Source organism: Vagococcus lutrae, assembly GCF_003987555.1.
GTDB lineage: Bacteria > Bacillota > Bacilli > Lactobacillales > Vagococcaceae > Vagococcus_A > Vagococcus_A lutrae.
Window position 1 is genome coordinate 183,314 of sequence record NZ_NGJW01000001.1, and the last position, 18,370, is coordinate 201,683.

An 18,370-nucleotide genomic window follows, 5' to 3' on the forward strand; every position below is an offset into this window, starting at 1 on the left:
GACAACCCTCCAAATTGTCGTTTTAATATAAAAAAAGACTGTCTTTTCGACAGTCTTTTTTGCTACTCTGTTCTATTTTTATCCAGTGTTTTCTCAGCAAGTATTAAACAGCCTTTAATCCCTGCATTATCTCCCAAACCACATGGGACAATATATTGATCTAATGGCGGCACTTCAACATAATGGGCTATCTTTTTTGAATAAGCTTCACGAATAAGAGGAAATAGATGCTCTTGTTTCATAACTCCCCCTCCGAAGACAATCATCTCTGGTGATAGAATAAGTGTGTAATTCATGACTGCCTGTGCCAAATAGTCTGCTTCTATTTGCCAATAATCATGTTCAACAGGTAAATTTGATGCCTTCTCATTTAAACGTTTTTCAATAGCTGGTCCGGAAGCTAATCCCTCTAAACAATTATGATGGAATGGACAATTCCCTTCAAACGAATCATCTTCATGCAAACGAACCAAAAGATGTCCCATTTCTGGATGTCCATATCCTTCTAGTAAGTGCCCATTTACTACAGCTCCTCCTCCTATGCCCGTACCAACTGTAATGTAAACACAGCTTTTTTTTTCCTTTGCAGCTCCGAAAGTTATTTCTCCCAAAGCCGCTGCATTTACATCTGTTGTCCAGCCAATTGGAACTGATAATGCTGAAGATAGCGTTCCAACAAAATCGTAGTTTTGCCAAGCTACTTTTGGGGTGTTAGTAATATAACCATATGTTTTGGAATCTTTATTAACATCAATGGGACCAAAAGAGCCTACACCTAACGCTTCAATCGGATATCTTTTAAAAAAATCAACAACTTTTTTAACAGTTTCACTTGGTGTTGTTGTGGGAATACTTAATCTTTCAATAATATTTAACTCATTATCACTGACCGCACAGACAAATTTAGTTCCACCAGCTTCTATACCACCTAACACGATTCATCCAACTCCTTTATGTCAAGACAGTCTATCATTACGTCACTGGATGATGTCATCTCTAACCTTAATTTTGGTTGTTTTTGATAGAAATTCAACGAGAAAGTTGTGGCATCATCTAAGAAGACTTCTAAAGTCGATACATCAACAAAGATTTCGATAACATAGGTATCTTTTAATAATTCATAACTGCGACTACGCAAAGGTTTACTTTCTGCTCCCACAATATCATAGCCACTTTGGCTTCGATCAATGGTCATTAATTTATCAGAATTGTTTAATATTATTTCCACATATTCTTCTTCAGAGCCAATTTTTATAGTTACATTTGCTTTATTAAATTCTTCCACATGTAATTTGATAGATGATGCACATGGTAAAATTTGATAAAAGGAATCTGAGTTTTCATTAAGTGTGATATTCTTAAAATTAGATATTGACACGAACGATTCTTCAACTGAAAGTATCGGCGTTTGTATTAATCGATTTTCACTAACATTCAATTTTCGTGGCAGTGTCATCGAGCCTACCCAACCATGTTTTAAATCATTCGTCGGCATGTTACGGTCCCACATTTGCATCCACGCAACCATAATACGTTGCCCTTCGTCATCTTCACAGGTCTGAGGAGCATAAAAATCTAATCCACTGTCTATTTCATGTGAGTTTTCTACATGAAATTCCCCCTTCTGCCAATCAACTTGTCCGATAAAAGCAATAGTAGAACTACGATTATGAAAAGCATACTTCTCTGGCAACATAGCGATAGGAGACATGATTAAAACATCTTTTCCATCCAGTTGAAATAAATCCGGACACTCCCACATGATTCCTTCCTGTTCTTCCCCTTCTAAAAGAATTGATACATACTCCCAATTTATTAAGTCCGACGATTGAAACAGCAGTATCCGACCTCGTTCATCTGATGTTTTTGATGCCACAACACAATAATATTTGTTGTCATGTTCAAACACCTTTGGATCTCTAAAATCTGCAATGTCTGCAACACCTTCAATGTGACTCTCATCAATCACAGGGTTTTTTTCATATTTCTTAAAATGAATACCATCCTCAGAATAAGCTAAACACTGGGTTTCTCTTCGCTCACCATTTCGTTCATAATGACCTGTATACATTAAGTATAGTTTCCCATCTTTTTCAATAGCACTACCAGAAAAACACCCATCAATCTCATAATTTTCCTCAGGTGCTAATGCCACTGGCAAATGCTCCCAATGAATTAAATCTTTTGATTTGGCATGTCCCCAATGCATTGGTCCCCAAACACTTTGATAAGGATAGTGTTGATAAAACAGATGATACTCTCCTTTAAAATAGACAAAACCATTTGGATCATTCATCCAACCAACCGGTGGAGTTAAATGATACTTTGGACGATATGTTTCTATCATCTTGTCCTGATTCTCTTCAATAAATTTATTTGCTTGTTCTGTTGTATATAGCAATTATTTCACTCCTGTTCCTTGACTTCCTAATCCTTGCACCAAATATTTTTGGAAAAACACATAGATTAAAATTAGTGGTATAGTAGATATTGTCAAAATAGCCATAACCTGATTTGTATAAACTGGCGTTGTATTATTAATATTCGTAATTGCAACTTGTAGTGGAAAAGCTTCCGTGTCTGTTAAAACCATTAATGGCCAAATATAATCATTCCACGATGCGATAAATGACAATGTGCCAACTGTTGCAATCGCCGGTTTTGACATCGGCAACATAACATTCCAAAAAACTCTAAAATTACTTGCTCCCTCTATTTTAGCTGATTCAATAATCTCATCTGGTATAGCCTTAAAAAAGTTAGTAAACATATAAATAAATAATGGACTCGCTAAAATCGGTAAAATAACTGCCATACGGCTATTTAATAAACCCAATTTTTGGACAATAGAGAACTTAGATATCATGATCGTTTCACCTGGTATGACGAGTAACGCAATCATTAAAGCAAACAAAAATTTCTTCCCTTTAAAGTCAAACTTTGCAAATGAATACCCCGCTAATGAATTCACTATGATAGACCCTACTGTTACGGTCAATGCATACATCACACTATTCGCTGTATAGCGAACAACATTAAAACGTGTAAACACTTCTTGAAATGATAAAAACCATTCGCTAGGATTTAATGACGGTAAAAAAGAACGCCATGTTCCCATTTCTTGATAAATAGCAGCTTCAGTTTTTAAAGCAGAACTAATCATCCAAACTAGTGGGAAGATGAAAAAACAAGCAAGTAATATCATAAGTATAATACTTAAAATTTGATACATTCTTTTTTTAGTCATTATTCCGACCTCCCGTTACTCTTCTCTGTAAAAGACTAAATATGATAATAACACCACCGTAGATAACTGTAATCGCACTAGCATATCCTACATGCCTATCTGTGAATCCAGAGCGATAAATGTAATACACAGGTGTAATGGTAGAGTTAAGCGGACCGCCCTGTGTCATTACCATAGGTTGAATAATCAACTTAAATGCATCAATTAATGTCGTTGTTAAAATCATGACACTTGTAGGTTTTAACATAGGTAAGGTAACATTTCTGAACTGTTCCCATTTATTCGCGCCATCAATTCTTGCAGCTTCGTAAATTTCACTAGGAATATTTTGTAACCCTGCCAAAAATATTAACATTTGATACCCCGCACCTTGCCACGCAGAAATAGCAATAATAACAAACATCGCTTGTTTTGGACTTGTTAAGAATGGCTGTGCATTGATTCCTACTTTTAACAACAAAGCATTAATTAATCCATCTGTTGGATTTAATAGATAAAGCCATAATACAGAAACAACGACAAGTGACATTACAACTGGAGCAAAGAAAGCAATTTTGAAAAAAGTATTGCCTTTTCTTTTTTTATTCACGAGTAACGCAAGTCCAAGAGCTGTTCCAACTTGAATAGGCATAATAAAGATAACAAACTTACCGATATTCCATAAACTCTTTATAAAAAGTGGGTCTTTAAAAAGAGTAATGTAGTTTCCTATTCCTATAAAGCTTCTATCTTGTGGTGTTAACATATAATAATCAGTAAAAGAGTAATATATAGATAGCAATGTTGGCAAAAACAAGAAAAGTCCTAGTAATATAAGTGCTGGTAATAAAAAGATGTAACCTCCAAATCTTTCTTGTGCTACTTGTTTTTTCATAATGTTAATTCTCCCCCCTTTTATAGGTAAAGGGCTAGTTGCCTAGCCCTCTATTCTCACTGTTACTTTAAATGACTCTCAATTTCTTGCGCCTTAGTTTCTAATAACTTATTCAAATCTTTATTATCATCGAAATAAGTACTTTCTGTTACTGTTTCTTGTACAGTTCGAGTTACTTTAGGATACTCTACTAAAACTGGACGAGAATGGCCACTCACTTGATTTTGTTTAATCAACATTTGCATAGGCTTTGCAACTTCTTCAAGCATACGATTAGCAACTGATGTTCTAGCAGGGAGCACCGTATTCCCCATGCTCATATTATAAAGTTCGTCCTCGCTTGTTAAAAATTCAATCAAAGCTCCGGCCATTTCTTTTTTATCCGAACTTGCTGTCATACCATACTGCCAACTCCCAGTCGGTGATACTAATTCTTTTGTCTTTGGTGACACTGGGTAAGGCAAGATTCCGTAGTCAATATCTTGATATTCTTGATCTAACTCTTGCATCGTCCAAGATCCTGACATCTTCATTGCATATTTACCAGTTTGAAATCCTGCTTCGGAAGGACTAATAGTAGAATATTTATTTTTTATTAAGTCTTGGATAAATTGAAAGGTTTCGACATTTTCTTTAGCATCAAAAACACCTATAGCTTTAGTTCCATCTTCGTTAACAATATCTCCACCGTTTGACCATATGAACGGTGTAAAAGCGTAGAATAACCATTCTGAATGATCATCAAATCCCATATCAATTGCTGGTTGGTCAAATTTATCTGTCAGTGTTTTCGCAATAGTATTAAATTCATCCCAAGTCCAAGGTTTTTCTAAAGTAGGTAAATCTGATTCTTCAATCCCCGCTTCTTTAAACATATCTTTATTATAAAAAATTCCTACACCTGATTCAGAGTAACCAATTGCATAGAGTTTCCCATCATACGTACCTTGATCGATAATACTTGGTAAAAAGTCCTCTTTTTCGGACAAATAGTCATCAATCGGAGCTAACATCCCTGCGTTCGCATAGGCAGCAGTGTTAGGACCATCCAAAGTCAAAACATCTGGTAATGTATTAGTTGTTAACGCTGCGTTAACCTTATCTTCATATCCGCCACCCGAGCCACTCCTTGGAATATATTCCACGACAGCTTTGTAGCCTTTATCGTTCGTTTCGTTGAATTTTTTTATAGATTCTGTCATCACTTGACCTTCTGCAGACTCTTTTGAATACTGAACCCATACTGTTACCTCATCATCTTTTACTTTTTTCTTAGTGTCTGCTTTTTGATCAGCAGAAGAACAAGCTACTAGCGATAAAGATAAAGCCACAACTCCCATAAAACCTAAAATTTTTCTTTTCATCGGTCTTCCTCCTAAAGGATACGTTTTATTTGATTACGCTTTCATTATAAACTGTCTGAAACGCTATGTCAACCGGTTTCACAAAAAATCAAAAAATATGACCACCGGTACCAATGCCGTGTGGTCAACAATTATATTGATTTTGAAGTTCTATTGCTAATCAATTCTACTGGCAAGATGGTACTCATTGGTACTTGCTTATTATCTATTTCATCTAATAAAACCTCTACCGATTTTTCTGCTAATAACGCTATTGGTTGTTTAACTGTCGATAAATCTGGTAAAATTGTACGGATATTTTCAGTTCCGTCAAATCCAACTACTTTTAGCTCTTTTGGCACTTCTATTCCGAGTTTATTAGCCTGATTTATAACGATTGATGCCATTAAGTCATCTCCAGCAAATACGCCATCAATCTTAGGTGATGACTGTAATATCTCAAATACACGTTTGTTTTTTTCTTTATTACTTTTTGTAAAAGGTATATGAGCAACATGTGACATCATATTATGGTTTCCAATGCAATCTAGATACGCTTTTTCTCGATCATTTGCAGGCGTTTGAAGTCTTGGATCCCCTGAGATACAAAGAATATTCTGACAGTCTGCCTTAATTAATTCTTCCGTAGCCATATAGCCGCCATGATAGTTATCCGATTGAATCGTAGGAATCGATTCTCCCAAAGACCGTTCTACCGACACCATTTTCAGTGGCATTTTTTCATATTCTTCAATATCTATATTATGAGAACCCACGATTATGCCATCTACTCTGTTTTCCTGAAGCATCCTTAAATATTTCTTTTCATTTTCGCTCTCGTTTATACTGTTACACACTAGTAATTTATAATCTAGTTTCGAAAGATGTTTTTCGATATGGTAAGTTAGTTCTCCAAAAAATGGATTAGAGGTTGTTGGAATTATTAGTCCAATTAACTTGGTTTTATTTGAAAAAAGAGAACGTGCCATCTCGTTCGGAATAAATCCTAATTCCTCAATACTATCATGTACTTTCTTTTTCATCTCATCACTAATATACCCACGATTATTCAACACTCTAGACACAGTTGTAGGGGAAACTCCTGCATTTTTTGCAACATCTCGAATTGTTACTTTTGTCATCTCTTTTTCTCCTTACTTTCAACATAAAATCCTGCTTCCTAAACCGATAGGAGAGCAGGATTTTAATAATACTTAATATTCATACATTCTAACTATGACGACTTACGTGATAATTGTTTATAGCGCTCATACCATAATTTCACATACGCTTCTGAAAATGGCCCTTTCCCTTCGTTAATCCACTCAACGAGTTCCTTGACATTTTCTTTGAGTATATAGTCAATCTCTGCTGAATATCCCATTTGTTGGCGATGCATTTCATACTCATCAACATCTAACAACTTCTTCTCTCCATCAGGAAAAATCTTGATATCCAAATCATAATCAATATACTTTAATGCTTCGGCATCCAGTACAAACGGTGAAGCTAAGTTACAATAGTAAGAAACCCCATTATCACGAATCATCGCAATAATGTTAAACCAAAATTTTTCATGAAAATAAACAATGGCAGGCTCTCTCGTCACCCATCTACGACCGTCTGACTCTGTGACAAGCGTGTGATCATTGACGCCAATTAAGGAATGTTCACTCGTCTTTAAAACCATGGTATCACGCCAAACGCGATGTAATTTACCGTCGTGTTTATAGCTTTGAATCGTAATGAATTCTCCTTCTTTCGGAACACCCATTTTGACCCTACTTTCTACTGATTCACCAGTTTTTTTGCCAGGGTGCTGTTCACACCGGTATCATAAACATTATATCATAAAACATTTAAAACCGAGAGAACTTTTACCAGAAGAAGAGGTATCTCACATTCAAGCTAGATAAAAACTACTCCCAATCCATTTCCCCTGTGACTACTTTCGCACTCATTTCTAACGAATCATCTGGCAAATTAGGATACGCTGCTTTCATATCTTGAATAATTTCCTCACTCGTGGTGTACGTTGCTTCAGATAGCATGAAACGCTCTAAATACTCTTTCGTAAAGGCTATATTCTCTGGTGAAAAGTCATTACCTGAAGCAAAATGACTAGGTATCACACGTGTAGCGCCAAATGTTGTTAGCTCTTCCAAGTCTTTTAGCCACTGTTCTTGACTTTCGCGAGTCTTCGTGTCGGCCATAAACAAATGACTATCTGCTGCAACTAAAATGCCCCCTAATAATATCTTATCCGTCGGTTGATACAACGTTTGTTTTTCCTCATCACTACCTACGATTTGCAGCGTATCCGAATCTAACGTCAACGCTGATGGCGCTAGCTCTGGTAATAGGATACGGTCAGGTGCATTGTCTTGCAACGTTTCTTGCCAAACTGCTTGTTTCGCTTCATTCGTCTCTTTAATTCGTTTTATCGTACTAGCGGTCGCTAAAACTTTCGCATCGGGAAACGCCTCTTTAATCACGGCTGTTCCAAAGTAAAAATCTGGATCACTATAAGAAATATAGAGGGTGTCTAGAGTTATCTGTTTTTCTTTAATATAAGCTACGATATCCTCAGCATTTTCTTTTGAAAACTGTGTATCAACTAAAAGCCCTTTGCCATTTTTTTCCACTAGAACAGCCGTAGCACCGAAGACTTCATCTGGTTTCATCACATGGTAGGTAAACGTTTCTCCCTTTATTACTTTTTCGATTTTAGGACGCACTTGAGTTTCTTTTGTTTTGGTCGTTTTTTCTTTCGTTTCTTTTTTAGCCTGACATCCTACCAATCCTACCGCTATCACTAATGCTAAACCTACTAGCCACTTCTTACGTTTCATCTTATCACACCTTTCTTATTTAAAGTAAGTTTATGGGATAATTATTTTTTTAGCAACTCATAACACTTGAATATCTATCTTTTTTTCACAGTGCTTATTATTTGTAAGTCTTTATCCTTTATGGTTTAATTAACTAACTAAATATAAGGAGATGATTAATATGTTTACAGTAACTCAGCGAAGTACTTATAGTTTGCTACTTATTCGCATTATGCTAGGCGTTACCATGCTCTTACATGGATTGCAAAAATGGTTGAATCTCGGAGACGTCACTGATTTTTTCACTAGTTTAGGATTACCCACATTCGTGCCCCCTATTATTGCTACCATCGAAACTGTCGGAGGCCTATTCATGATACTCGGTCTACTCGTCCCTCTTGTTTCTCTAGGTTTTGTCGCCATATTAGGAACGACAATTTTTATGTTAAAAAGTCAAGCTGGCTTTATTGACGGTTTTGAACTGGAATTACTGTTAATTGTGATGAGTCTTGCTGTCGGCTACGCTCACTTAAATAAAAACCTCTTTCAACTCCTCCCCTTTCAAAACGATCGTCCATTTTAAAAAAGGCTCTTGCAAAATATAAAAAAGGAAGAAAATCTTTTTTGATTTTCTTCCTTTTTTGAGACTAATCCATAAAGAATCGAATCTAGTCATCTTTTAATTCATATATTGCTTTTTTTATTCATTACCCGGCACATCTGTTAAAGTCCAAACAAAAGAAGTTCTGTATTGTGCTTTCTTTTTAACGGCTTTACCTGGTACAAATAGTTTGACACTTTCTTTAGATTTTGTTAAATCTTCATCACCCCAGCGTGTTAAGAAAGTACCTGCTCCCGCATCTTTTTTAGCACTCATTACAAGTAAATCTTCGTTCATATTGTCGATTTCGATTTCATCTACCGCTGTTGCTGGTGTTGATTCTGAAACAGTATTGATATTTCCATTAGTTAAAGTAATTTTTGCTCCTTCTAACTTATGGCTATCTTCTGTTTCAAACTGTTTCGTTTGCTTAACTTTTAAAGTCCAACCCTCTAATGTTCCTCTGTTGTCTGTTACTTGGACATAGTTAGGTCCTTCTCTTAGTTCTTGGTCAGTATCTTTATCCTTATACTTTTGTAATTCAGCATAATATGTTTCGTCTTTCGATGTTATTTTGTTTTCACCAAAGTTGAAACTAGAAGCAAAATCAATGGATAGTGGACCTGGTGTTCCTGGTTGAGGTTTTCCTTCTGGATCTGTTGGGTCTGTTGGGTCTACTGGTTGTTCTGGATCAAGTGGGTCTACCGGGTCTACTGGTTTTTCTCCAGGAGTAAATTCGATTAAGCCATTCGATGTATATTCTCCACCATCTTGTCCTGCTGCAGAAACTACACCTGCTCCCATAGATAATCCTAAAGCCATGACTGATGCTAAACTAATAATTTTGTTGTATTTCATTGTAATTCTCCTTCTATCTATTTATATTAATATTTATTGATTACAGTACTTCTTAATTAGCAGGGATTTCTGATAAAATCCAAGTTAATGTCGTTTTATAATTAACTGCATCTTTTACTGTTGCTCCTGGTACAGTTAATGTAACACTTTTGTTTAAATTAACATTTTCTTTGTTACCTTCTTCATCTACAATAACTTCCTCTTCAGTAAGGACATTCTCTCCTTCATCCCAACGATTCAACCATGTACCTGCACCTGCACCTTTTTCTGCAGTCATTACTCTATGAAGTTCTCCAACTTTCAATCCCATATTTTCATGAGCTAGTGGTGGTGTCGTGTTTGTCTTACTTCTTACTTTTGCATTAGTCAAGCTAATTTGAGCTCCGACTAACTCTTTGTTTTTCGTCTCTTTTGTTGCTTCAAATTGATTTTCTTGTTTTACATCTAAAGTCCATCCTGCGTTTGTTCCGCGTTTATCTGAGACTTGAACATAGTTTGGTCGATCTTCTAACCCTTCAAAACGTTGAGCTCTTGCATAGTAAGTTTCATCTTTATCTGTGATTTTGTTAATTCCAAAATCGAAACTAGAAGCAAAATCAATAGATAGTGGGCCTGGTGTCCCTGGATTTGGTCCTTCTGGATCTGTTGGATCAATTGGTTTCTCTGGCTCACCTGGGTCTATTGGGTCTGTTGGATCTGTTGGATCTGTATCTGGAATAAATTGAACCATTCCATGAGATTCATATTGTCTCACCTCTGCATTTTCTGCTGCTAAGACACTCGGCGCTAACAGATTAGATCCTAAAATTGACAATGCTAATACTGACATCATTTTTTGTTTTTTCATTTTCTTTCTCCTTTAAAAATTTTTTATATTAAACAGGATAGCCTATTTAAAACGATTTTTATAAAAATACCTTGACGACTAAAATTATAATTATGCTATATAAAAGCAATAACCATATCATATTATTTTTATTGTTGACTGTATTTAAGTTCGCATACTTTATTGGTACAGTTTCCAAAAAAAGTTTCTTATCATTAACATCTCTAGCTATTTTTTTATTCTTTTTTACATCTATCAAATTAGCTTCAACAATCATTCTTTTATCAGTGTAAGTTGGTTTATCACATGTAATCATTGTTAGCTTAGGTGATTCTGACGTCTCCAAAACAGAAACTTTTGTTTCATCCGTAATATAAACATCACTGACACTATATTGATATTCACCTTCTGCCTTTTCTAATATCAATTTATCGCCTATTTTAAGTTTGCCAATATCTCCCAATAACAAACCACTATCCGATAAATGATGTCCTAAAATAACGACATTATCTTTTAATGGATTTCTTTTTGGATACATATTGACTACACCAGTAAAAAAAGAGCTGTCAGTTGTATCATTCGATATTATTAAATTTTTTTTTAATGATGGTATCTTTAAAATAGATTCATATGTCACTGTTGTATCCATCTTCATTATTTGTTTCAAAGTTGGTGGTTGGATTTTAGATAATTTTTCAGAGCGATCAAGATCATCTGAGCCCGAATCAAAGACAAACTCGACTTGATTTGTCTTTTCTACCAATAAACTCATTTTAAAAAAAGGATAAAATAACACACTTATACCAATCAACATTAAAATAAGAACAATATAATCACTCTGCTTTTTTCTCATTCTTATTCCTTCTACTGAAATAAAGGCTAATAATTAAAGCAAGAATAATGATTATTAAACCGCCTATGATGTACCAATTTGTATAGTCTTGTTTAAGGGTAACATCTTTTTTGTTTAATTCTCGTGCTTTCTCCTTTGAGATAGAGAATTTTTCAGAATAAGTCCATTTGTCCTGATACTTAACAGGATTGCCTTCTTCATCTTTACCATACTCGTGCTCACCATCATTATTCTTGTTTGCATATACTGTTATATCTGCCACATAGTTTCCTGCTTCAAGTTTTTTACCTTCCTTAATCACAGGATAGTTAAATGTTGTATTGGGAGCAATCTGCATATTTTGTTTTTCTTCTTGCATGAAAGGCTCTTTTTTTCCATCCTTTTTAATTTTAGTAGCAATGACAACATTATTTATATAGGTTGGTTTCGGGTTTTGAAATCTTGTTACTATGGCATTTCTAGCATTTATCTGATCTGGATATACTTTGTTCAAATTTAATTCAGGTTCAACTTCTTGATTGTTATCGGAATGCATTATGATTGCAATAACATATGCATACTCATTCTTAATAGCTAGGCCATTTCCTTCTTCTTTTTCTTCTTCTTTTTCTTTTTCTTCTTTTAACGTAATACCCCCAGCTATAATCCCTTCAAATGTCTCTTTTGGTGGTATCACCTTTAACTTCAAATCATAAAAACTTTTCTTAGGAATTACTACTTGTTCTTCTGTTTCAACCAAATCTGCTAAATCATAACGTAACGTATCGTCTTTTTTTATATCATTAGGAGAGTATTCCACTACCCCATTACTGTTCGTTGTAGACGATGAAATACTTGTATTAACTTTAATATCTTTGTCAGAGTCATTAAATAACTTAACCACAAGTTCTTGTTCTTTCTCCGGCTCTACCTTTATATCAAAATAAGACTGTTCTTTATCTACTTGTGTATCCGGCTGTATCGGCTGAGCCGAAAAATTATATGTATCAGCCAGACTGGTTGTCATTCCAAGCCAGTTGAACAACATTACAAATAAAATTAGTAATTTTATTCTATTTTTTTTAGACATTATAATTCACTCTTTCTACTTTTTTTATGTCTTGTTGTTTTAAATATAAAAAGACAATTATAGTAACAGATAACGCGTTATAAAGTAGAATATTATTATTATCTCCTAGTTTCGGGATCATAATTGCGCGCCCTTGACTTTCATCAGTTTGATAACCTGGGACTATATTCTGACTTTGGCTCTTGTCTTCATCGGAAATATGAATATTAGGATACTCTCCGTAGAAACCTACACCAGAATTTGATTGATAACTAGTACCAAAAACTGTTAGCGGAAGATTAAACATCAAAAAAAATATAAATGTGTACATAATTCTTTTTTTTGTTTTTCTCATAGTACTCTCCTTTACCTTATTTTTAACACTGTTAAGGTGTATCTCTTAACTGCCACTGTAACTCTCCTTTATATGTACCTACTAGTTGTTTGTCGATTGGAACTTCGATACTAATACCTTTTTGGTCCTTTTCCCATGTATCATTCACTTTATAATCGCCCTCATGTTTATATTGTTCAACGATTGTCTCATTTTTAGTAATAGGTTCTTTCCCTTTTAAATCATTCCAAACCATCTTACCCATCAAATTGTGCTTTGGTAGCAACTGATTAGTTAGAGGTTCTTTTTCTCTGACCGTCAATGTCCATTTGTCTGCATTTTCAGCTCGAAACTCTTCGACTACTAAGTCTCCTTTAGTCTGAGACCAGAAGTCCTTATGACCAGTCTTAATTTCATGTTTACCAAAATCTATTATTTCTGGTACTTTTTTTAATCTCAAGACATTCAAAGGTCCTTGTTTAAAATTTATTACAATTGTGTTATTTGCAGGTGTCTCGTCACGGTTAGGAGTTTGATAATAAAAATTATAGAAGTTTGTTTTATTTTGATCTATTGTCGCTTTAGCTTTCAATCTTAAATTAGCTTTAAAGTTTAATTTAGAAGCTAAATTTCCTAGCCTAACTCTAAGAACGTCCCCATTATAATCTATTTGTTTTTCATCAACTTTTTCACCATTGATTTCAAGTGTTCCTTTTTGATAATCCAAATCTTCTAACTTTACTCTAATAGTATCGTTTTCAGTAAAATTATTACCTTTAACTTCTATATAATCATTGATTACTACTTCTTCATCTTTTTTCAAATCAACTTCAAAAAGTTTATTATCGTCATTAAAATAAGAATAATGTGAAATCGCTTCTGGATTTTGAGTTTTTACAAAAGAAATTTCTATATCATTAGAATCACTAACAACACCTTCATCCAAGTATATAAAACGATACTTGTTTGTTTCGTTCTCTTGAGCACTTTCTAAAACCTTTGCTTGAAAAGTTAAATCAGATTCCCATCCCATTCCAGATGCCATATCACCTAAAGTAATAGTTAGTCTCCTATTGTTTTCATCAAAACCAATGTTTTCTTCCTTTACTTTTTTACCATTTATTTCAAGAGTTTCTCTTTGATATGATAGATCTTTCAAATCAATAACAACTTGTGCATCTTTAGTAAACTTGGAGTTGACTTTATCATCTAAAATCAAATGATCTTTGATATCTACAGTACTACCTTTGCTTGTAGTTATTTTTTCACTGTAACTGTTATCTGCATGATTTTTCAAAGAGGCAATGTGACTAACTGAGTTAGGTACTGTTCTCATGGCTATCGCATTTTCTGCCCACCCCTCTCCTGTTGAGCCTGTAAAACCCCAATAAACTTCGTACGAGCCTCCAAACATTTGATTGATCTTTGGATAACCAGGACTTGACTGATTCAAATCGTATTCAATTGTTTGATTTCCATCACTAAATTGAAAATCAGCCCGTACTTTCAAGATTTGATTATTAGCATCCCAATCCACATCAAACTTATGCCAACGTCCATCAGATAAAGTTGAAGAACTACTCAACACTTTAGTATGTTTGTGACTAGGCTTCATCATGTCAAATTTATTAATATCCGCACGTGGACGAACAAAAGCGACATGCCCTCTTTTTCCATCATCTATATATTTGTCGGTCTCATCATATACAGGTTCTTTTCGATAGTCATTCTTAAATGTATCAAACTCAAAAGATAATGCATTACGGATAAATTTATCACTAAATCTCGATCCATATGCTCCTATGCCAGATCCATCACTTCCAAGAGATTGAACACCATCCGGATCAGCATGAAGTGTAAAAGTTATACCATCAGCAGCTTTCTCACCTCTATCTCCTAAGTAGATCCAAGACCTTAGTTTAAAATCTTTTCTTAAATTGACTTTATTCTTTGACCATATAGCTCCTAATTGTTTGTTAGTAGCAGTTATTTGTAGCACATTTTTATCACTTAATACTTTAGGGCCACTCCCTACAGGGTCAGCAAAGACTTTGCCTAATGGCAGCAATTCATTTAGATTAACTGGAGGAAGTGGGACAGTTCTAGATTGTATTACTTCTCTCTGACTTTCTTCTGCTTTACTTTGCTCTATCTGGATATCTCCTGATTGGTTTTCACTTGATTTCAAATCTTCCGAGCCATTATTATCGCTATCTAATAAAAGATCAAACGTAATAGATTCGTCGACTCTCATACCGTCTATTTCACTAAGTGTTAACAGCTGATTATATTGATTTTTTAAGATGATTTCTTCCGACATACCTTTTTGAAAAAAATCTTCTATTTCTTTTTTCTTAATCTCTTCCCCTTTCACTTTCGTTAAAATAATTTCTTTTTGTTCTTTTAACTTTTGTTTTGCCATTTCACTTGGAATGAATCGAATATCATAGTTTATTTCACTTTTTGTTTCTAGTGTATTATTTGTTTTTTCCGAACTAGAATTTTCAACTGTTTCAACAATTGCTTGTTTTTCGTTTATCTCGGGAGAAGCTCCCACTAACACCGGCATCATTAACGGCAGTCCAAAAGTCACTACAAAAGACGCCAAAATTTCTTTCACATGAATACCTCCTTTTTAATAACGAGCGTTTTTAAAACCTTGTTTTATTTAAAGTATCACATACCAGTTCATAAAACAATGGTTTTGTTTTATATTAAAATACGCATTTTTATGTTATACGTTTTGAAAAATACTTAACAACCGTTCAATTAACCGCCAAAACAAACATTTAAAAAACAAGATAAACCTCTATTTAATAACGTTTTTAAATCTTTTAAAAAACATATGATAAATCACCATTTTATTTCATTACATAATATAAAATGTTATTTTAACTACTTTTATATTAAGAAACTCATGATGAGAATATGTGAAAACAAATAAAAAAGTATGCGTGTTACTGTCTTTTCTAACAGTCACTCACATACTTTTTATATTTAACGATGTCCGTATTTCTCGACTGAAGCATTGTCCACTTTCAAAATACTCAACATGACATAGGCAATCCAACTATCTCGTGAATACAGCGTATATTTTGGCTGCCAATCTGTCGCATATTTACTCTTATAGTCACGTAATCCTTGAAACGAATAAAATCGACTGCCAAAATGATACACGAGATACGCGATCCTTTCTTGGATAAAACTTTTACGGGAGGTTCCCACATTGGCTAGAGGAGCCATTCCCATATTAAATTCTCGAAATCCTGCTTCTTTCATCTGTTGAAAAAGATTCATAAATAAATAATCCATTGTCCCACTTGGCGCTAACACAGGGTCATGACGCATTAAATCAATACTAATACGTGCATTATTATAAGCAGGCATCATAGAGGCAAAAGCAATCAACTGTCCGTCCGTATTGCGAATGGTCGCAATCGGCGCTTGCTGTAAATAGTCGTCTGAAAAGAACCCCAGTGAAAAACCTTTTTCTTTCCGCCCGTCTAGCCACGCATCTGACACACGTTGACACTCCTCGATAAAACTACCGTCAAACGGTGGCGGTGTTAATTCAAACTGATAGCCTTCCTTTGTTAAGCGATTCATCACCGCACGACGGTTTTTCATCTTTTTTCCCGTTAACGTAAAGGCTTCTAATGAGACATGCGCTTCTTCGCCCATTTTAATGAAATCGTAGCCATACTCATGCAAGTATAAAACGATTGACTCAGTGATTTCATAAAAAACAGGTAAATATCCCCATTCATCCGCTTGTTCAATAAAAGCAGATAGCGCTTCTGGAAAGTCTTCTTCATTACCTGACGGGTCGCCCATGACGATTAATTTATTATTTGATGCTTGAAACTGGATAAAAACAGTCGGTTCCTCTTGTGGATAACAAAACAGACGTTTATCACCTAGAAACACTAAATGACTCGTTTCATTTCCACCATACGTTTCCAAAATCGTATGGACTTTCTCGTTGTCAAAGGCCTCGCCTATTACATGTTGGTCCCCTTGTAAGTAACGAATCATCGACACAATCAAAAAGAACACAATCAGAGTCAACAAGAAGCCCATTAACCACACTTTTTCAGATGGGAAAAACAAAAAGGTGTGAAATGGTGCGTGATGGGTAACTTTCGGCAAATTGTAGACGCCGATTCCAATATAAAAGAACATGAGCAGTCCCATGATAGCACTATCGACCGTGACCATCTCCCATGCATAGACAAACTGGCGACGGACAAATTCTGACTGAATCGTTACCGTTAATATAAGCAATATCGCGAGTAAAATTAGCATAAACCAACCCAAGTCTACAAGTAGTGCGTAAATCCACGTTGTCGCAATCAGTAATAATGTTGGAATATAGGCTTTTTTCACACGCGCGGCAACGCCCCGTCCCATAATAATCAGCAAATAGCCTAATGCAATACTTGGCAGTTGATTTAAAATATGAAAGCGTTGCGGTAAAAAGTGATGTAACCATTTGACCGACGCAAACGCCTCTGGCACTGTGGCAGCAAGAACCATTAAAATACCTGCTAAGTATAAAGTGACCACGACCATTTTATGCAAAGTTTGATTTAATAGCTGACGTGGTATTCCGTCATACTGCTCGTTTAAGGTATGTCCCCATGTTTTTACAAAGAGTCCCAGTCCTACTAAGAAAGGCAGTATATAATAAAACAGGCGATATAATAATAACCAAGCAACGACACTTTCTTTTGGAATACCGAGTGACGTTAAACCAAAAATCATCATCACGTCAAAACTTCCCAAAGCTCCGGGAATCATGGAAACCATCCCTAAAACTGTCGCCGCTACAAATAGTGGGATGACTTCTCCGAGATGAAATGAGATACCCATTAACCAACCGATACTAATAAAGGTTAATTGGACACCCGTCCATTCTAAAAATGAAATACCCACTAGTTCCAATCGAGTTTGCACTGATAAGCCACCTAGCAATCCCGACTTCTTAAACTGGGTAATGATTAAGACTAGCGGAAAATACAAGCCACCCCCGATTAACCAAATCCAATATTGAGCGACATATTCATTAAATGGCCCTATCCAGAGTGAGATAAAACTTAAAAAGCTATATATCGAAAGGCCGGACATTAAGAATAAAAAGATATGCGAAAGCGCACGTAATACTTCCTTACGATCATGTCCGGCTCCTTTTCCATAAAGACTGGAGCGCAAGCCAATACTCACTACACCACCAAACCCCGCCACATTATTAATCGTATTAATCATCCAGCTATTTTCAAGCAGATAGCGTTTGTTTCGCTGGTCGTTTAACAACTTCATCAAGATGACGTCATAACCTAACATTGGTGTGACAGAGACAAATCCTACGACCCCCATTAAGACAATCTTCCAAACCGCAATATCGCGAAAAATAAGTTTTAATTGAGAGATAGAGAGTGTTTTTCCAATCGATAACAATTCAAACGTTACAATAACCATTACCGATATAACAAATAGACGTTTTAACATTGGTTGTTTTTTCTTAAGCCATTCTAGCATACCTAGTCCTCCTTTAC

At 35.1% G+C, this 18,370-nt stretch carries 16 protein-coding genes; 1 reads left to right on the plus strand and 15 read right to left on the minus strand.

Annotated elements, in window-relative coordinates; translation table 11 throughout:
• Nucleotides 1-62: 62 nt before the first annotated feature.
• From CBF33_RS00900 to CBF33_RS00935, 8 genes are all read right to left on the minus strand, one after another.
• Nucleotides 63-938: an ROK family protein gene (locus CBF33_RS00900; RefSeq protein WP_126760744.1), complete on the minus strand. Its 876-nt coding sequence runs from the start codon at nucleotides 936-938 to the stop codon at nucleotides 63-65.
• Nucleotides 929-2,401 carry a glycoside hydrolase family 32 protein gene (locus CBF33_RS00905; protein WP_126760745.1) on the minus strand — a complete coding sequence of 491 codons (1,473 nt, stop codon included), beginning with the start codon at nucleotides 2,399-2,401 and terminating at the stop codon, nucleotides 929-931. Before CBF33_RS00905 ends, CBF33_RS00900 begins: the two co-directional genes overlap by 10 nt.
• The gene (locus tag CBF33_RS00910; RefSeq protein WP_126760746.1) at nucleotides 2,402-3,247 is read right to left on the minus strand and encodes a carbohydrate ABC transporter permease; all 846 of its coding nucleotides are present in this window, start codon (nucleotides 3,245-3,247) and stop codon (nucleotides 2,402-2,404) included.
• Entirely contained in the window at nucleotides 3,240-4,121 is an 882-nt protein-coding gene (locus tag CBF33_RS00915) for a carbohydrate ABC transporter permease (RefSeq protein WP_126760747.1), read from the minus strand. The genes CBF33_RS00910 and CBF33_RS00915 overlap by 8 nt, the downstream gene beginning before the upstream one ends.
• Before the next feature lie 62 nt (nucleotides 4,122-4,183).
• Complete coding sequence (locus tag CBF33_RS00920) at nucleotides 4,184-5,485, minus strand: ABC transporter substrate-binding protein (RefSeq protein WP_126760748.1); 1,302 nt, start codon at nucleotides 5,483-5,485, stop codon at nucleotides 4,184-4,186.
• 131 nt (nucleotides 5,486-5,616) lie between these two features.
• Nucleotides 5,617-6,606 (minus strand): LacI family DNA-binding transcriptional regulator, encoded by a 990-nt coding sequence (locus CBF33_RS00925; RefSeq protein WP_126760749.1) that lies wholly within the window; start codon nucleotides 6,604-6,606, stop codon nucleotides 5,617-5,619.
• Nucleotides 6,607-6,698: 92 nt separating this feature from the next.
• Nucleotides 6,699-7,238: a nucleoside tri-diphosphate phosphatase gene (ntdP, locus tag CBF33_RS00930; protein ID WP_023605943.1), complete on the minus strand. Its 540-nt coding sequence runs from the start codon at nucleotides 7,236-7,238 to the stop codon at nucleotides 6,699-6,701.
• 145 nt (nucleotides 7,239-7,383) lie between these two features.
• On the minus strand, nucleotides 7,384-8,316 hold the full coding sequence (locus CBF33_RS00935; RefSeq protein ID WP_126760750.1) for an MBL fold metallo-hydrolase: 933 nt from the start codon (nucleotides 8,314-8,316) through the stop codon (nucleotides 7,384-7,386).
• A gap of 160 nt (nucleotides 8,317-8,476) precedes the next feature.
• On the opposite strand from CBF33_RS00935, the gene CBF33_RS00940 reads away from it, so the two are divergent.
• Nucleotides 8,477-8,878 carry a DoxX family protein gene (locus tag CBF33_RS00940; protein WP_126760751.1) on the plus strand — a complete coding sequence of 134 codons (402 nt, stop codon included), beginning with the start codon at nucleotides 8,477-8,479 and terminating at the stop codon, nucleotides 8,876-8,878.
• 117 nt (nucleotides 8,879-8,995) lie between these two features.
• Here the strand turns inward: CBF33_RS00940 and CBF33_RS00945 are convergent, their stop codons facing one another.
• The 7 genes from CBF33_RS00945 to mprF all read right to left on the minus strand — a co-directional run bounded on the left by CBF33_RS00945 (nucleotide 8,996) and on the right by mprF (nucleotide 18,353).
• On the minus strand, nucleotides 8,996-9,754 hold the full coding sequence (locus tag CBF33_RS00945; protein WP_126760752.1) for a WxL domain-containing protein: 759 nt from the start codon (nucleotides 9,752-9,754) through the stop codon (nucleotides 8,996-8,998).
• 52 nt (nucleotides 9,755-9,806) lie between these two features.
• Nucleotides 9,807-10,601 carry a WxL domain-containing protein gene (locus CBF33_RS00950; protein ID WP_126760753.1) on the minus strand — a complete coding sequence of 265 codons (795 nt, stop codon included), beginning with the start codon at nucleotides 10,599-10,601 and terminating at the stop codon, nucleotides 9,807-9,809.
• A gap of 58 nt (nucleotides 10,602-10,659) precedes the next feature.
• On the minus strand, nucleotides 10,660-11,433 hold the full coding sequence (locus CBF33_RS00955) for a class A sortase (RefSeq protein WP_126760754.1): 774 nt from the start codon (nucleotides 11,431-11,433) through the stop codon (nucleotides 10,660-10,662).
• A complete protein-coding gene (locus CBF33_RS00960; RefSeq protein ID WP_126760755.1) occupies nucleotides 11,414-12,502 on the minus strand; it encodes a WxLIP family cell surface protein in 1,089 nt (362 codons plus the stop codon). Before CBF33_RS00960 ends, CBF33_RS00955 begins: the two co-directional genes overlap by 20 nt.
• A complete protein-coding gene (locus CBF33_RS00965; protein WP_126760756.1) occupies nucleotides 12,495-12,836 on the minus strand; it encodes a hypothetical protein in 342 nt (113 codons plus the stop codon). The genes CBF33_RS00960 and CBF33_RS00965 overlap by 8 nt, the downstream gene beginning before the upstream one ends.
• A gap of 31 nt (nucleotides 12,837-12,867) precedes the next feature.
• Complete coding sequence (locus tag CBF33_RS00970; RefSeq protein ID WP_126760757.1) at nucleotides 12,868-15,435, minus strand: lectin-like domain-containing protein; 2,568 nt, start codon at nucleotides 15,433-15,435, stop codon at nucleotides 12,868-12,870.
• Between the two features lie 377 nt (nucleotides 15,436-15,812).
• Entirely contained in the window at nucleotides 15,813-18,353 is a 2,541-nt protein-coding gene (mprF, locus tag CBF33_RS00975) for a bifunctional lysylphosphatidylglycerol flippase/synthetase MprF (protein ID WP_126760758.1), read from the minus strand.
• Between the last annotated feature and the right edge of the window lie 17 nt (nucleotides 18,354-18,370).

What these genes read in the sequence shown, in the direction of transcription:
- CBF33_RS00910 (WP_126760746.1), bottom strand. Translation starts at nt 3,247, where the DNA reads ATGACTAAAAAAAGAATGTATCAAATTTTAAGTATTATACTTATGATA.
- CBF33_RS00915 (WP_126760747.1), bottom strand. Translation starts at nt 4,121, where the DNA reads ATGAAAAAACAAGTAGCACAAGAAAGATTTGGAGGTTACATCTTTTTA.
- CBF33_RS00920 (WP_126760748.1), bottom strand. Translation starts at nt 5,485, where the DNA reads ATGAAAAGAAAAATTTTAGGTTTTATGGGAGTTGTGGCTTTATCTTTA.
- CBF33_RS00925 (WP_126760749.1), bottom strand. Translation starts at nt 6,606, where the DNA reads ATGACAAAAGTAACAATTCGAGATGTTGCAAAAAATGCAGGAGTTTCC.
- ntdP (WP_023605943.1), bottom strand. Translation starts at nt 7,238, where the DNA reads ATGGGTGTTCCGAAAGAAGGAGAATTCATTACGATTCAAAGCTATAAA.
- CBF33_RS00935 (WP_126760750.1), bottom strand. Translation starts at nt 8,316, where the DNA reads ATGAAACGTAAGAAGTGGCTAGTAGGTTTAGCATTAGTGATAGCGGTA.
- CBF33_RS00940 (WP_126760751.1), top strand. Translation starts at nt 8,477, where the DNA reads ATGTTTACAGTAACTCAGCGAAGTACTTATAGTTTGCTACTTATTCGC.
- CBF33_RS00945 (WP_126760752.1), bottom strand. Translation starts at nt 9,754, where the DNA reads ATGAAATACAACAAAATTATTAGTTTAGCATCAGTCATGGCTTTAGGA.
- CBF33_RS00950 (WP_126760753.1), bottom strand. Translation starts at nt 10,601, where the DNA reads ATGAAAAAACAAAAAATGATGTCAGTATTAGCATTGTCAATTTTAGGA.
- CBF33_RS00955 (WP_126760754.1), bottom strand. Translation starts at nt 11,433, where the DNA reads ATGAGAAAAAAGCAGAGTGATTATATTGTTCTTATTTTAATGTTGATT.
- CBF33_RS00960 (WP_126760755.1), bottom strand. Translation starts at nt 12,502, where the DNA reads ATGTCTAAAAAAAATAGAATAAAATTACTAATTTTATTTGTAATGTTG.
- CBF33_RS00965 (WP_126760756.1), bottom strand. Translation starts at nt 12,836, where the DNA reads ATGAGAAAAACAAAAAAAAGAATTATGTACACATTTATATTTTTTTTG.
- mprF (WP_126760758.1), bottom strand. Translation starts at nt 18,353, where the DNA reads ATGCTAGAATGGCTTAAGAAAAAACAACCAATGTTAAAACGTCTATTT.